The organism is Paraburkholderia sp. BGA-UO-ETr-F12, assembly GCF_059567945.1.
The window spans coordinates 85,574-100,917 of sequence record NZ_JCAQOZ010000061.1; the positions used below are offsets into that span (position 1 = coordinate 85,574).

A 15,344-nucleotide genomic window follows, 5' to 3' on the forward strand; every position below is an offset into this window, starting at 1 on the left:
TTTTCTACTCCAGGTTCTAAAGTTAAGCGTGTTTACTACGGTCGACATGCTGCAGCGCGGTCACAAATTCGATGACCACACCCGGCGCGAGCGCGACGAACAATTGCAATTCGGCTTGCTGCGGACCCATCTGCGGTACTTCGGCTAGCTGATAAGGCGTGTCTGTCGCACGCAGGCGCTGCAACAACGCCTGCCATTCGTCAGCGCTCTCCAGCCGGAAAGCGATATGGTCGATACGCGGCGCGACTCTGCCCACCTGAGCAGCCACGGTCGCGTCGATCAGATGAATCAGTGGACGGCCGTTCGCGTACAACCAGTAGCCATCGATCGAAAATGGCGGACGCGCACCTTGGGTCAGCCCGACGACGTCGACGAAGAAACGTCGGGCGGCGTCGAGATCGGCGGTGACGATCGTTGCGTGATCGAGTTGCATGGTGTGGGTTGCACGCAGCACAAAGGGTTTACGAGGACTGCATTGTGAGCGCGGCACGTCAATTTGATAATTGGCGTAGCATTTGAAGCATTTTCAAATTCTGTTGAAAGATCGCAATGGATAGCCTCGGTGACATCCGCCTGTTCGTCGAAGCGGCGCAGCAAGGCAGCCTCTCGGCTGCGGGCCGCAAGATGGGCCTGACGCCGGCCGCCGCCAGCGCGCGGCTGGCCAAGCTCGAAGCCGGTCTGAAGGCCAAGCTGTTCGAGCGCACCACCCGCCAGCTCAGGCTGACAGACGAAGGGCGCCTGTACCTGAACTGCTGCCGCCAGGCGCTGCAATCGCTCGACGACGCCGAGGCCGCACTGCAAGCCGGCCAGGGCGTGGTGCGCGGCAAGGTCCGGGTCTCGGCAACCTCGGACTTCGGCCGCAATCTGCTGATGCACTGGCTCGACGAGTTCAACGCGCTCTACCCGGAAGTCACCTTCGCGCTGACGCTGTCGGATTCGCTATCGAATCTGGTGCAGGAAGACATCGATCTGGCGATCCGCTTTGGCGTGCCGCAGGACAGCTCGCTGGTCGCCCGCAAGCTGGCGCCGAACCGGCGGGTGCTGTGCGCGTCGCCGGAATACATCGCGCGCAAGGGCGAGCCGAAAGATCCGCACGATCTGGCGAATTTCGATTGCATCGTTCTTGGCACCGCTTCAGGACCCGTCAACGAATGGCGCTTCACGCGCGGCGATGAAGTGCAGAACTACACCGTGCCGTTCGAGACCTCCCGGGAAACCAACGACGGCGCCGTGGCCCGCGAATGGGCCCGGCGCGGCTACGGGATCGTCATCAAGTCGATGTGGGACGTGGAAGCGGACTTACGCAGCGACTGCCTGAAAATCCTGCTACCCGAATGGCGCTATCCAGACGCGCCGTTGCACGCGCTCTACCACCGCAACCGGTTCATGGCGCCGCGCGTGCGCGTGTTGCTGGATTTCCTGAGCGAGCGCTTCGCGCAGGTATCGGACGAACTGGAAGCCCTGCTGGGCTTGCCGCCGGAGCAGTCGCGGGCAACCGCCGCGGCAGAAAGCGCGGCCGATGAAGGGCTATAATGATGAGCTACGTTGCGAACGTGTCGAATCTGTCGAATGGGTCATGAGCGTGGACCGGAATTGACCCTCGCGGGCCCCGGGCCAGCTCGAGCGAACTTGAACACCATCCCGCGGGCCGCCCGCACGCTACCCGCACGTTCGCCCCCTCTACACCTTTTAAACGACGCCCCCATGTTAACCACTGCGACCGGCGAAAATCGATGATCAAGAAAGTTTATGTAAAAACCTTTGGCTGCCAGATGAATGAGTACGACTCCGACAAGATGGTCGACGTACTCGGCGCGGCTGAAGGACTCGTCAAGACCGACACGCCGGAAGACGCGGACGTCATTCTGTTCAACACGTGCTCGGTGCGCGAAAAAGCGCAGGAAAAAGTTTTCTCCGATCTCGGCCGCGTGCGCGAGCTGAAGGAAGCGAATCCGGATCTGATCATCGGCGTGGGCGGCTGCGTGGCAAGCCAGGAAGGCGCGTCGATCGTATCGCGCGCGCCCTATGTCGATCTGGTGTTCGGTCCGCAAACGCTGCACCGTCTGCCGCAAATGATCGACAAACGCCGCGCAAGCGGCCGCGCGCAGGTCGACATCTCGTTCCCGGAAATCGAAAAGTTCGATCACCTGCCGCCGGCGCGCGTCGACGGTCCGAGCGCGTTCGTGTCGATCATGGAAGGTTGCAGCAAGTACTGCAGCTACTGCGTCGTGCCTTATACGCGTGGCGAAGAAGTGTCGCGCCCGCTGGACGACGTGCTGACCGAAATCGCCGGTCTCGCCGACCAGGGCGTGCGTGAAGTCACGCTGCTCGGCCAGAACGTGAATGCGTACCGTGCGGGCATCACGCTCGGCTCAAGCGAAATCGCCGACTTCGCCCAGTTGATCGAATATGTCGCGGATATCCCGGGCATCGAACGGATTCGCTATACCACGTCGCACCCGAAGGAATTCACGCAGCGCCTGATCGACACCTACGCCAAGGTGCCGAAGCTTGTCAGCCATCTGCATCTGCCGGTGCAGCACGGCTCCGACCGCATCCTGATGGCAATGAAGCGTGGCTACACGGTGCTCGAATACAAGTCGGTGATCCGCAAGCTGCGCGCGATCCGCCCGGACCTGTCGTTGTCGACCGACATGATCGTCGGCTTCCCCGGCGAGACCGAAGAAGACTTCGACAAGATGATGGCGCTGGTTCATGAGATGAAATACGACACCAGCTTCTCGTTCATCTACAGCCCGCGTCCCGGCACGCCCGCCGCGAATCTGCACGACGACACGCCGCGTGAAGTGAAACTCAAACGTCTGCAACATCTGCAGGCTACGATCGAAGAAAACGTGCAGCGCATCAGCGATTCGATGGTCGGCAAGGTCGAGCGGATTCTGGTCGAACGCCCGGCACGCAAGGACCCGAACGAACTCGCGGGCCGCACGGAAAACAATCGCGTGGTGAATTTTCCCGCACCGGTCGCCTCGCATGCGCGGCTGATCGGTCAGATGGTGGACGTGAAAATCGTCCATGCGTACCCACATTCGTTACGCGGCGAACTCGTGCTGGTGCACGACGACGCACCCGCGACCACTCACTGAGCGACGCCCGCCCGGCGTCACGAACCCGACAGGATCGATCCACCGCCTTGAAGACCACTCAGCAGCATCTGGAATTCACCGCACCGCGCGACGACAACGCGCGGCTCGCCAACCTCTGCGGACCGCTCGACGAAAATCTGCGGCAGATCGAGCAGGCGCTCGACGTGACGCTGCAACGCCGTGGCCATCGCATCACGATTCGCGGGCGAGGCGCGAAACTCGCGCTCACCGCGCTCGAAAACTTCTACAACAACGCGCGCGAGCCGCTGTCGGTCGACGACATCCAGCTCGCGCTCGTCGAAGTGCGCCATCCGGCGCGCCATCGCGCGAACGGCAACGGCCACGGCGAGGAAACGATCGACTCGCGCTTCCCCGGCAACCCGGATCATCCGTTCGATCAACCCGCCGACACCGGCGAAGACGACCTCGAAGAACTCGGCCCGAAGCTGTACACGCGCCGCGCCGACCTGCGCGGCCGCACGCCGGCGCAACGCGAGTATCTGAAGCAGATCATTTCGCACGACGTGACTTTCGGCGTCGGCCCGGCGGGTACGGGCAAGACGTATCTCGCGGTGGCTTGCGCGGTGGACGCGCTGGAGCGCGATCAGGTCAAACGCATCGTGCTGACGCGGCCGGCCGTCGAAGCGGGTGAGCGCCTCGGCTTCCTGCCGGGCGATCTGGCACAGAAGGTCGATCCGTATCTGCGGCCGCTGTACGACGCGCTGTACGACCTGCTCGGCTTCGATAAAACCGCCAAGATGTTCGAGCGGCAGATGATCGAAATCGCGCCGCTCGCCTATATGCGCGGCCGCACGCTGAACCACGCGTTCATCATCCTCGACGAGGCGCAGAACACCACGCCCGAGCAGATGAAGATGTTCCTCACGCGGATCGGCTTCGGCTCGAAGGCGGTGGTGACCGGCGACACAACTCAGGTCGACTTGCCGCGCGGCGCGAAGAGCGGGCTGATCGAAGCGCAGCAGGTGCTGTCGGACGTGCGTGGGATTGCGCTCACGCGTTTCACGAGCGCCGACGTGGTGCGGCATCCGCTGGTCGCGCGAATTGTGGAGGCGTACGATGCGCATTCGCAGAAAAGCGCCGGTCCGGCGGATTCGCGCTGATTCGCGCTAATTTGCGCTGATATGCAGCAAAATTCACTCGATATGCCGCAGCAACCCAGGCAACAAGAGCAACAAGTCGTCAAAACCGCATGAGCCGCGCACCGAAACTGACGTTGAACCTGCAATTCCCCGCCGCCAAGGCCTGGCCGGAACACAAGGCGCTGCTGCCGCGCGCCACCGTGGCCGGCTGGATCAAGGCGGCGCTCTTCGCGGACGGCGAGCTGACCGTGCGTTTCGTCGACGCCGAAGAAGGCCGCACGCTTAACCGCACCTATCGCGGCAAAGACTATTCGACCAACGTGCTGACGTTCGCCTACGCTGAATCGGAAGACGATCCGGTAACCGGCGACCTGATCCTGTGCTGTCCCGTGGTGGAGAAAGAAGCCGCCGACCAGGGCAAACCGCTGCTTGCGCACTACGCGCATCTGCTGGTGCACGGCACCCTCCATGCGCAAGGTTACGACCACGAGGTCGAGGAAGAGGCCGAGGAAATGGAAGCGATCGAGACTGAAATCCTCGGCAAGCTCGGTTTCCCGGATCCTTATCAATAGTCTTTGCCATCACCGTTAAAAACTACCGTGAGCACGTCCTCCCCTGAAGCCGATCTTCGCAACACGCCCTGCCCGGACTATCCGCCCGCGCTAGGCGAATCGCGGCTATTGACGGACGAGGAATTGCGCGCGTCGCTCGAATGCACGTTGCGCGATTGGGACCGCAAGAGCGATCTCTGGCTGTTCGGCTATGGATCGCTGATCTGGAATCCCGGTTTGCCCACCGTCGAAGCCACCCGTTCGCGAGTGCACGGCTATCATCGCGGACTGTATCTGTGGTCGCGCGTGAATCGCGGCACGCCCGAACAGCCGGGCCTCGTACTCGCGCTCGACCGCGGCGGCTCGTGCTCCGGCATCGCCTTCCGGCTCGCCGCCGAGGGCGCGATGCCGCATCTGGAGGCCTTGTGGCGCCGCGAAATGCCGATGGGGTCGTACCGCCCGGCGTGGCTGCCCTGCGTGCTCGCCGACGGCCGGCGCGTCGATGCGCTCGCGTTCGTGATGCGCCGCGATGTGCCGACCTACACCGGCAAGCTGCGCGATGAGGTTGTCAAAGCCGTGTTCGGCTGCGCCAGCGGCCGTTACGGCACCACACTCGACTATGTCAGCCGCACCGTCCACGCGCTGCGCGAAAGCGGCATGCCCGACCGCGCGCTCGAAGCCTTGCTCGAGCGCTGCCGTGAAAAAAGCCGCGAGACCGGGCAGGCGTAACGCGGACGCGAAGTAAGCGCGGGTAACCACGCTTTTTTGCTCGAAAACGCTTTTTCGCCGGTAATCAGTTAGGATTGACCCACGCCTCTGCCGCGCGCGGCTGGAGGCTTTCATTACAGCTTCGCTCATCGCCCGGCCAGGCGGGACACGGTCCTGCCATGTGCCTGGTGTATCCTTAATGCTCTGCAACAGCGCGCCCAGTCTCGCCGGGCGCACTACCATGAACGACACGTATCCCAGTCGACGCCAAACCGACAAAACGCAAGAAAAACGCTCACTCCTCGAGCGTCTGACCGACTTCATCTCGCCTGAGCCCGACTCGCGCGCGGAACTCCTGGAGATCCTCCAGGACGCCCATGAGCGCAACCTGATCGACGCCGACTCGCTGTCGATGATCGAGGGCGTGTTCCAGGTGTCCGAACTCAGCGCCCGCGACATCATGGTGCCGCGCGCACAAATGGACGCGATCAACATCGCGGACAATCCCGCCGAATTCATCCCCTACGTGCTGGAAAAAGCGCACTCGCGCTATCCGGTCTACGAGGGCAATCGCGACAACATCATCGGTGTGCTGCTGGCGAAAGACCTGCTGCGCTATTACGCTGAAGAAGAATTCGACGTGCGCGGCATGCTGCGCCCCGCTGTTTTCATCCCGGAGTCGAAGCGCCTGAACGTGCTGCTGCACGACTTTCGCGTGAATCGCAACCACCTCGCGGTGGTGGTCGACGAATACGGCGGCGTGGCCGGCCTGATCACGATCGAAGACGTGCTGGAACAGATCGTCGGCGATATCGAAGACGAATACGATTTCGACGAGGAAAGCGGCAACATCATTGCCTCGCCGGACGGCCGTTTCCGCGTGCGCGCGCTCACCGAAATCGAGCAGTTCAACGAGGCTTTCGGCACGCATTACTCAGACGATGAAGTCGATACGATCGGCGGTCTGGTCACGCATCATTTCGGACGGGTACCGCATCGCGGCGAGAAAGTCCGGCTCGACGATCTGATCTTCGAGATTCTGCGCGGCGATGCCCGCCAGATTCACATGCTGCTGGTGCGCCGCGACCCGCTCGCCGGCCAGCGTGAGCGCGAAGCCCAGCATGTGCAGACCTGAGCCGCTTCCGAGTCGTTTCTGAACCGCTTCTGAACCGCTTCTGAGTCGCTTTCTCTCTTTGCTTCCTCAACTCCTCACGCCGACCGCGCAACAATGGCCGACCCGATTACATCCCGTTCGCGCCGCGGCGTGAGTGCTCCTGCCGCCCCCGCCACCCGGGAAACCCGCGGGCGGGCACTGCCCCGCTGGCATTACCTCGTCGCGTTGGCCGCCGGTGCGGCCAATACGCTGTCGTTCGCCCCGACGCCGCACGGCGGCTGGCTCGAACTCGTGATCTTCGTGTTCTTTTTTGCGTGGCTGACTCGCACCACCAGCTGGAAAAGCGCCGCGCTGACAGGTGGCGCTTTCGGCTTCGGCAACTACGTCACCGGTGTGTGGTGGCTGTATGTCAGCATGCACGACTACGGCGGCATGGCCGCACCGCTCGCAGGCGCGGCGGTTGCGCTGTTCTCGCTGTATCTGGCCGTGTACCCGGCTCTGGCTGCGGGCATCTGGTCGTTCTGCGCCGGCCATGCACGCAACAGCGCGGTCGGCGCCGATCAACCGTTCTCGCCGACCTGGCACGGCGCGCTGGCGTTTGCGAGCGCGTGGGCGATCGGCGAATGGTTGCGCGGCACGGTGTTCACCGGCTTTCCGTGGCTCGCGAGCGGTTACGCACAGGTAGATGGCCCGTTCGCCGGCTTTGCGCCGGTGGCGGGTGTGTACGGCGTCGGCTGGATGCTCGCGCTGGTAGCCGCGTTGATCGTGCAGGCGCTGTTGCCGCTGCTGGCCTCGCGCGGGCAAGCCAAGGCTAACGACAGCAGAAGCGCCGTCAATGCGGCAAAGCCTGGTATCGCACGAGTCGCGGTGCCGGCGGCCGTCGCGCTTGCGCTGATCGCGGCTGGCCTCCTCCTGCCGCTCGTGCAATGGACGCTGCCGGCCAACGCGCCGCTAACGGTGCGCCTGCTCCAGGGCAACATCAAGCAGGAAATGAAGTTCGAAGAATCCGGCATGCGCGCTGCGATCGATCAGTATCAGCAGATGATTACGTCGAAGCCGGCCGACCTGGTCGTCACGCCGGAAACCGCCATTCCGGTGCTCGCGCAGCAACTGCCGCCGCAGTTCGCGTCGGCGGTGCGCAACTTCTCCGATACCACTGGCACCGCGATCGTGTTCGGCGCAATCGGCGGCACCATCACGCCGGAAGGTCAGGTAATCGACTATACGAACAGCCTGTTCGGCGTCACGCCGGGCACGCGCGACGTGTATCGCTACGACAAACACCACCTCGTGCCGTTCGGCGAATTCGTGCCATGGGGTTTCCGCTGGTTCGTGAATCTGATGAGTATCCCGCTTGGGGATTTCGCGCGCGGCGCACCAGTGCAAAAACCATTCATCGTGCACAACCAGCCGGTCGCCGTCGACATCTGCTACGAGGATATTTTCGGCGAGGAAATCGCACGGAGCATTCGCGAGAGCGCTACGCCGGCCGGCGTACTGGTCAACTCGACCAATCTTGCCTGGTTCGGCGACACCATCGCACTGGATCAGCACCTGCAGATTGCACGCATGCGCTCGCTGGAAACCGGCCGGCCGATGCTGCGCGCCACCAACACCGGCATGACCGCTGCAATCGATGCCAACGGCCGGGTGATCGGGCGCCTGACGCCGTACACGATCGGCTCGCTCGACGTGACGGTACAAGGAACCTCGGGCAGCACGCCCTATGTGACGAGCGGCAACAATACCGTGCTGGCGATTTCGTTACTGCTGCTGGCGTTCGGGTTTGCGTTCGGTCCGGCGATTACACGGCGTCAAAACGGCAAGCAATGAAGCGCGCTGCGGAAAACCGTGAGCGCGCTTTATCAAGAATCAGGTCTTACTGATTCGATGCGATCCGCTGTTGAATATGCTGCGCACGGGCTGGGCGATTCCAGACAACTTCACCGCCCCGCGGCAACGAGTACCTCGCTCAATTCGCCGGCGCCGTATCAATGAACGACTGCCGCAACGATAGCTTCTGGAAATGCTTATCCAGATTCGGATACCCTTCGCGCCAGTTCAACTCAGGCATGCGGAAATCGAGGTAGCCCAGCGCGCAACCCACCGCGATGTCCGCCAGCGTGTAGTGATTGCCCGTGCACCAGGGTTTGCTGCCGAGGCCCTGCGACATCGCGATCAGGCCTTCGTCGATCTTGCGTTGCTGCCGCGCGACCCAGGCTTCCACGCGCTGCTCGGGCGTGCGCTGCGTGCCTTCGAGACGAATCAGCACCGCCGCGTCCAGGATACCGTCGGCGAGCGCCTCCCAGCACCGCACCTCGACGCGCTCGCGACCCGACGGCGGAATCAGCTTGCCCACCGGCGACAGCGTATCCACGTATTCGCAGATCACCCGCGAGTCAAACACGGCTTCGCCGTCTTCCATCACGAGACACGGCACTTTGCCGAGCGGATTGAAGGTGTGAATCGTGGTCTCGGGCGCCCAGACGTTCTCCGGCACGAGTTCGTAGTCGATCTTCTTGTCGGCCAGAACGATCCGCGCTTTACGCACGAACGGGCTGGCGAGCGAACCGATGAGTTTCATCATGACCATCTGCCTTTTCTTGAATTCGGCGAAAGTATAAGTGGTCGGCGGCCTTCCCGAACACGGGGGGCCGCTTCGCAAGCCGCATGGATGCTCGCTGTGGATGGATTGCAACATTGCCGCAGCGCCCACGCGCCGTCTACCCGGCCGAATGGCCAACGTGGCCGGGACAACCACCTTCTCCCCGTCAGTATCCGCGCAAAATAAGTCTGCGCATTGGGCGCTACAATCGCGACATGAACCAGCCGACCGAACCCACCATCGCCGTCGACGTCTACCGCACGCGCCGCGAGCGCGTACTCGCCGCGCTGCGCGCAGCGGGCGGCGGCGTCGCCATCGTCCCCACCGCGCCGGAAAAACTGCGCAACCGGGACGCCGACTACCCCTACCGGCACGATAGCTACTTCTATTATCTGACGGGTTTCACCGAACCCGAGGCCTGGCTGGTGCTCGATGCGAGCGCGGCGCCGGGCGAGCCGGCGTCGATCCTGTTCTGCCGCGAAAAGAATGTCGAGCGCGAGACGTGGGAAGGCTTCCGTTTCGGACCGGACGGCGCGCGCGAGGCGTTCGGCTTCGACGCCGCCTTCGCCGTGGGCGAACTCGATACGCGGCTGCCGCCGATTCTTGCCGACAAGCCGGCGCTGCACTACGCGCTTGGCACGTCGGCGGAACTGGACGAACAGGTACGTGGCTGGCTCGATACCGTGCGCGCCCAGGGCCGCAGCGGCGTCGCCACGCCCGCCGTCGCGCGAGACCTGATCCCCTTGCTCGACGACATGCGGCTCGTCAAGGATCATCACGAACTCGCCATCATGCGCCGCGCCGGACAGATTTCAGCGCAGGCGCATCGCCGTGCCATGGCCGCCTGCCACCCCGGCGTGCGCGAGTACGAACTCGAAGCCGAGCTGCTCTACACGTTCCGCAAGTTCGGCGCGCAGGCGCCGGCCTACACATCGATCGTCGCGGCGGGCGCCAACGCCTGCGTGCTGCACTACCCGGCCGGCAACGCGATTGCCCAGGACGGCGACCTGATCCTGATCGACGCCGCCTGCGAACTCGACGGCTATGCGTCCGACATCACGCGCACCTTCCCGGCGAGCGGCCGCTTCACGCCGGCACAGCGCGAGCTGTACGACATCGTGCTGGCCGCGCAGCAGGCGGCGGTCGACGCCACACGCGCCGGCGCCACGTTCGACGATCCGCACCAGGCTGCTGTGCGCGTGCTGTCGCAAGGCTTGCTCGATACCGGCATCCTCGAGCGCACGAAATTCGCCTCGGTCGACGAAGTGATCGCCGAGCGCGCCTACGCGCCGTTCTATATGCACCGCACCGGCCACTGGCTCGGCATGGACGTGCACGATGTCGGCGACTACCGCGAACGCGGCGCGCCGCGCGACGAGGCAGGCGCATTGCCATGGCGCACGCTGCAGGCAGGGATGACGCTGACCATCGAGCCCGGCTTGTACATTCGTCCGGCCGAAGGCGTGCCCGAGCGCTACTGGAATATCGGTATCCGCATCGAAGACGACGCGATCGTCACGCCCACCGGCTGCGAGTTGATTACGCGCGATGTGCCGGTGGCCGCCGACGAGATCGAAGCGCTGATGCAGGAAGCCCGCGCGGCCCAGCCAACTCGGCAGTAATTCAGGAAGTAAGCGAAGGAAGCAACCCGCAATGAACGACGTTTCCCAGTCGACGGTGATTCTGAAACCCGCCGAGGCCGACCGCGCCTTCGATTTCGACGTGACGATCGTCGGCGCCGGGCCGGTCGGGCTCGCGCTGGCCGGCTGGCTGGCACGCCGCAGCGCGACTCGGGCGCTGAAAATCGCGTTGATCGACGCGCGCGAGCCGGAAGATTCGATTGCCGATCCGCGCGCGATCGCCGTCTCGCAGGGCAGCCGGATGATTCTCGAGCCACTGCGCTGGCCTGCCGAGGCCACCGCGATCCACCGCATCCACGTATCGCAGCGCGGCCATTTCGGCCGCACATTGATCGACCATAGCGAGCACGGTTTGCCGGCGCTCGGCTACGTGCTGCGTTATGGCGCGATCGTGCACGGTCTCGCCGAAGCAGTTCACGCGAGCGCGGTGCACTGGTTCCGTTCCACCGCCGCCTCGGCGCCGACTCAGGAACTCGACGGCGTCACGCTGCCGATCGAAAGCGCGGGCGTCACACGCAATCTGCGCACGCGAATTCTGGTGAATGCCGAGGGCGGCCTGTTCGGCGACCAGAAAACCGCCGGAAGCGCGGGCAACAGCGCCGGCGGCGGATCGCGCGATTACGGACAAACCGCGCTGGTCGGCACGGTCACGGTGTCGGCACCGCAACCGCATGTGGCATGGGAGCGTTTCACGTCGCAAGGACCCATCGCGCTGCTGCCAATGGGCGGCGTGCGCGGCGCGAATTACGCACTGGTCTGGTGTTGCGCCCCCGACGAAGCCGCCCGGCGCGCCCAGCTTCCGGACGCCGAATTCCTGCGCGAACTCGGCGCCGCCTTCGGCAGCCGCATGGGTAGCTTTACGCAAATCAAGGGCCGCGCGTCGTTTCCGCTGGGGCTGAACGCCGCCGATACGCTCGTGAAGGGTCATGTCGTCGCCATCGGCAACGCGGCGCAGACGCTGCATCCGGTGGCGGGTCAGGGCCTGAATCTGGGCTTGCGCGACGCGCACGCTCTGGCCGACGCCCTGTCGGCGGAAGGCCCCACGCCGCTCGCTCTCGCCACCTTCGCACAACGCCGCGCGCTCGACCGGCGCCTGACAATCGGCGCGACCGACACCCTCGCCCGCCTTTTCACCGTCGACTTCCCGCCGCTCGCCGCCTTGCGAGGTCTCGCCCTCACCGCGCTGGAATTCGTGCCGCCGGTGAAAACCGCGCTGGCGCGGCAAATGATGTTCGGGCAGCGCCGCTGAGCTTACTCCCCGCTTGCGCCCCACCGCCGTTGCAGCCTTTTTAGGCAGCGCCGACGGCTCCGCGCGAGCGGTGTCGATTCTATGAACCAGAGCACTTTCATAGAAGATTTAACAAGTTACGAGGGATTCAAGTCGGGTGCCGGCTATCCGTTAACGCTAAAATAGCGGTTTTCCCTCGCATTTCGCGAACGCTCCGATTGACAGATTCTGAAAAGAAACTGAAGCAATCGGCCGCAGGCGCGTCCAACTCATGCCCACTCTCGGCTCCCACAATCTGCGTAATAACCTGTTCGTCGCCCCCATGGCCGGCGTGACCGACCGTCCGTTCCGGCAATTGTGCAAACGGCTGGGCGCAGGCTATGCGGTGTCGGAAATGGTCGCCTCGAATGCGCAGTTGTGGAAAAGCGAAAAGACCATGCGCCGTGCCAATCACACGGGCGAGGTCGAACCGATTGCCGTGCAGATCGCCGGCGCCGATCCGGCCATGATGGCTGAAGCCGCGCGCTACAACGTGGCGAACGGCGCGCAGATCATCGACATCAACATGGGCTGCCCGGCCAAGAAGGTGTGTAACGTGGCCGCGGGTTCCGCATTGCTGCAGAACGAACCGCTGGTGCAGCGCATCGTCGAGGCCGTGGTGGGCGCGGTGGGCACCGGGCCCGATGCGGTGCCCGTCACCTTGAAGATCCGCACCGGCTGGAATCGCGACAATAAAAACGCCTTGACGGTCGCCCGTCTGGCCGAAGCCGCCGGCATTTCCATGCTGACCGTGCACGGCCGCACGCGCGCCGATCTGTATCACGGCGACGCCGAATACGAGACCATCGCTGCCGTCAAAGCGGCGGTGCGCATTCCGGTGGTCGCCAATGGCGACATTACGTCGCCGCAAAAAGCCCGCGAGGTGCTCGCCGCCACCGGCGCCGACGCCATCATGATCGGCCGCGCCGCGCAGGGTCGGCCGTGGCTGTTCCGCGAGATCGAGTATTTCCTGCAGACGGGTGAATTGCTGCCGCCGCCGCGCATCGACGAAATCCAGCAGGTGATGAACGAACATCTCGAAGATCACTACGCGTTCTACGGCGAATTTACGGGCGTGCGCACTGCGCGTAAGCATATCGGCTGGTACACTCGCGGCCTTTCTGGCGCCAATGTGTTCCGGCACCGCATGAATACGCTGGACACCACGCGCGAACAACTCCTCGCCGTCAACGAATTCTTCGACGCCCAAAAGGCGATCTCCGACCGCCTCGTCTACGTCGACGAGACGCTCAGCAAGAACGACGGCGAGCCGGACCATACCGACCGACTAGCAGCATGAGCAAGAACAATATCGAACAATCTGTCCGCGACAGCCTGGGGATGTATTTCCAGGATCTCGACGGCTCCAATCCGCATGACGTCTACGACATGGTTATTTCATGCGTGGAAAAACCCTTGCTCGAAGTGGTGCTCGAGCAGGCCGGCGGCAATCAGTCGCTGGCCGCCGAGTATCTCGGCATCAACCGCAATACGCTGCGCAAGAAACTGCAACAGCACGGTCTGTTGTAGTTCGTTGTAGTTTCAGGCGCCCTGCCACGTTTCCCTTCGGCTTTTCGTCTTCATCATGATCAAGCAAGCGCTCATCTCCGTTTCCGACAAGTCCGGCATCGTCGACTTCGCCAAGTCGCTGTCGGACCTCGGCGTCAAGATCCTGTCGACCGGCGGCACCGCGAAACTGCTCGCGGACGCGGGTCTCTCCGTCACCGAGGTCGCCGACTACACGGGCTTCCCGGAAATGCTGGACGGGCGCGTGAAAACGCTGCATCCGAAGGTGCACGGCGGCATTCTGGCGCGCCGCGACCTGCCGGAACACATGGCAGCGCTTGAAAAGCACGACATCCCGACGATCGACCTGCTGGTCGTGAATCTGTATCCGTTCGTGCAGACCGTGTCGAAAGAAGAGTGCTCGCTGGAAGACGCGATCGAGAACATCGACATCGGCGGCCCGACCATGCTGCGCTCGGCCGCGAAGAATCATCGCGACGTGACCGTGGTGGTCGATCCGGCGGATTACGCGGTCGTGCTCGACGAAATGCGCGCGAACAGCAACGCCGTTTCGTACAAGACGAACTTCCGCCTCGCCACCAAAGTGTTCGCGCACACCGCGCAGTACGACGGCGCGATCACGAACTACCTGACGAGCCTGACCGACGAACTGCAACACTCGTCGCGCAACACGTATCCGGCAACCTTCAACCTGGCGTTCAGCAAGGTGCAGGACCTGCGCTACGGCGAAAACCCGCACCAGAGCGCCGCGTTCTACCGCGACCTGGCGTTGCAGCCGGGCGCGCTGGCGAACTACGTCCAGTTGCAAGGCAAGGAACTGTCGTACAACAACATCGCCGATTCCGATGCAGCGTGGGAATGCGTGAAGACGTTCGACGTGCCGGCCTGCGTGATCGTCAAGCATGCGAATCCGTGCGGCGTGGCGGTGGGCGCGGACGCGAACGAAGCGTATGCAAAAGCGTTCCAGACCGATCCGACCTCGGCGTTCGGCGGCATCATCGCGTTCAACCGTGAAGTCGACGAAACGACGGCCCAGGCAGTGGCCAAGCAGTTTGTCGAAGTGCTGATCGCCCCGTCGTTCAGCGCGGCGGCCCGCCAGGTGTTCGCGGCCAAGCAGAACGTGCGTCTGCTGGAAATCGCCTTGGGCGAAGGCCATAACGCGTTCGATCTGAAACGCGTCGGCGGCGGCCTGCTGGTGCAATCGCTCGATTCGAAGAACGTGCAGCCGCGCGAATTGCGCGTGGTCACGAAGCGTCACCCGACGCCGAAGGAAATGGACGACCTGCTGTTCGCATGGCGCGTCGCGAAGTACGTGAAGTCGAACGCGATCGTGTTCTGCGGCAACGGCATGACGCTCGGCGTCGGCGCGGGCCAGATGAGCCGCGTGGACTCGGCGCGTATCGCCAGCATCAAGGCGCAGAACGCCGGGCTGACGCTGACGGGTTCGGCCGTGGCGTCGGATGCGTTCTTCCCGTTCCGTGACGGTCTGGATGTGGTGGTCGCGGCAGGCGCAACCTGCGTGATTCAACCGGGCGGTTCGATGCGTGACGACGAAGTGGTCAGCGCGGCGGACGAGCACAACATCGCGATGGTGTTGACCGGCGTGCGGCACTTCCGGCATTGATTTTGGCTTCGCGGGCGGCGTGGGTGTTGCGCGGCGCTCGTCGAACCTCGCTGTCGATGAAACGGCCCGGCGGAGATTCCGCCGGGCCGTTCTGCTTTCTA

At 63.7% G+C, this 15,344-nt stretch carries 14 protein-coding genes; 12 read left to right on the plus strand and 2 right to left on the minus strand.

The window, feature by feature from the left end; genetic code table 11:
• Positions 1-22 precede the first annotated feature (22 nt).
• Positions 23-433 carry a VOC family protein gene (locus AC57B6_RS29570; RefSeq protein ID WP_183796351.1) on the minus strand — a complete coding sequence of 137 codons (411 nt, stop codon included), beginning with the start codon at positions 431-433 and terminating at the stop codon, positions 23-25.
• Between the two features lie 116 nt (positions 434-549).
• Here AC57B6_RS29570 and AC57B6_RS29575 point away from each other — a divergent pair, with 116 nt between their 5' ends.
• From AC57B6_RS29575 to lnt, 7 genes are all read left to right on the plus strand, one after another.
• The gene (locus AC57B6_RS29575; RefSeq protein ID WP_496422688.1) at positions 550-1,533 is read left to right on the plus strand and encodes a LysR family transcriptional regulator; all 984 of its coding nucleotides are present in this window, start codon (positions 550-552) and stop codon (positions 1,531-1,533) included.
• Between the two features lie 200 nt (positions 1,534-1,733).
• Entirely contained in the window at positions 1,734-3,107 is a 1,374-nt protein-coding gene (miaB, locus tag AC57B6_RS29580; RefSeq protein WP_046567782.1) for a tRNA (N6-isopentenyl adenosine(37)-C2)-methylthiotransferase MiaB, read from the plus strand.
• A gap of 47 nt (positions 3,108-3,154) precedes the next feature.
• Positions 3,155-4,228 carry a PhoH family protein gene (locus AC57B6_RS29585; RefSeq protein ID WP_496422689.1) on the plus strand — a complete coding sequence of 358 codons (1,074 nt, stop codon included), beginning with the start codon at positions 3,155-3,157 and terminating at the stop codon, positions 4,226-4,228.
• A gap of 89 nt (positions 4,229-4,317) precedes the next feature.
• Positions 4,318-4,779 carry an rRNA maturation RNase YbeY gene (gene ybeY / locus AC57B6_RS29590; RefSeq protein ID WP_496422690.1) on the plus strand — a complete coding sequence of 154 codons (462 nt, stop codon included), beginning with the start codon at positions 4,318-4,320 and terminating at the stop codon, positions 4,777-4,779.
• A gap of 27 nt (positions 4,780-4,806) precedes the next feature.
• The gene (locus tag AC57B6_RS29595) at positions 4,807-5,487 is read left to right on the plus strand and encodes a gamma-glutamylcyclotransferase (RefSeq protein WP_496422691.1); all 681 of its coding nucleotides are present in this window, start codon (positions 4,807-4,809) and stop codon (positions 5,485-5,487) included.
• 220 nt (positions 5,488-5,707) lie between these two features.
• Entirely contained in the window at positions 5,708-6,601 is an 894-nt protein-coding gene (locus AC57B6_RS29600; protein ID WP_028196370.1) for a CorC family transporter, read from the plus strand.
• Positions 6,602-6,694: 93 nt separating this feature from the next.
• The gene (gene lnt / locus AC57B6_RS29605; protein ID WP_028196371.1) at positions 6,695-8,413 is read left to right on the plus strand and encodes an apolipoprotein N-acyltransferase; all 1,719 of its coding nucleotides are present in this window, start codon (positions 6,695-6,697) and stop codon (positions 8,411-8,413) included.
• 139 nt (positions 8,414-8,552) lie between these two features.
• Here the strand turns inward: lnt and AC57B6_RS29610 are convergent, their stop codons facing one another.
• A complete protein-coding gene (locus AC57B6_RS29610) occupies positions 8,553-9,167 on the minus strand; it encodes a glutathione S-transferase C-terminal domain-containing protein (RefSeq protein ID WP_030100989.1) in 615 nt (204 codons plus the stop codon).
• Positions 9,168-9,400: 233 nt separating this feature from the next.
• Here AC57B6_RS29610 and AC57B6_RS29615 point away from each other — a divergent pair, with 233 nt between their 5' ends.
• From AC57B6_RS29615 to purH, 5 genes are all read left to right on the plus strand, one after another.
• Entirely contained in the window at positions 9,401-10,807 is a 1,407-nt protein-coding gene (locus AC57B6_RS29615) for an aminopeptidase P N-terminal domain-containing protein (protein WP_046567776.1), read from the plus strand.
• 31 nt (positions 10,808-10,838) lie between these two features.
• Complete coding sequence (locus AC57B6_RS29620; RefSeq protein ID WP_281664248.1) at positions 10,839-12,074, plus strand: UbiH/UbiF/VisC/COQ6 family ubiquinone biosynthesis hydroxylase; 1,236 nt, start codon at positions 10,839-10,841, stop codon at positions 12,072-12,074.
• Between the two features lie 250 nt (positions 12,075-12,324).
• Complete coding sequence (gene dusB, locus AC57B6_RS29625) at positions 12,325-13,392, plus strand: tRNA dihydrouridine synthase DusB (RefSeq protein ID WP_496422692.1); 1,068 nt, start codon at positions 12,325-12,327, stop codon at positions 13,390-13,392.
• Positions 13,389-13,622 carry a Fis family transcriptional regulator gene (locus AC57B6_RS29630; RefSeq protein ID WP_007180440.1) on the plus strand — a complete coding sequence of 78 codons (234 nt, stop codon included), beginning with the start codon at positions 13,389-13,391 and terminating at the stop codon, positions 13,620-13,622. The genes dusB and AC57B6_RS29630 overlap by 4 nt, the downstream gene beginning before the upstream one ends.
• A gap of 55 nt (positions 13,623-13,677) precedes the next feature.
• Positions 13,678-15,243: a bifunctional phosphoribosylaminoimidazolecarboxamide formyltransferase/IMP cyclohydrolase gene (purH, locus tag AC57B6_RS29635; RefSeq protein ID WP_178369261.1), complete on the plus strand. Its 1,566-nt coding sequence runs from the start codon at positions 13,678-13,680 to the stop codon at positions 15,241-15,243.
• The last annotated feature ends 101 nt before the right edge of the window (positions 15,244-15,344 follow it).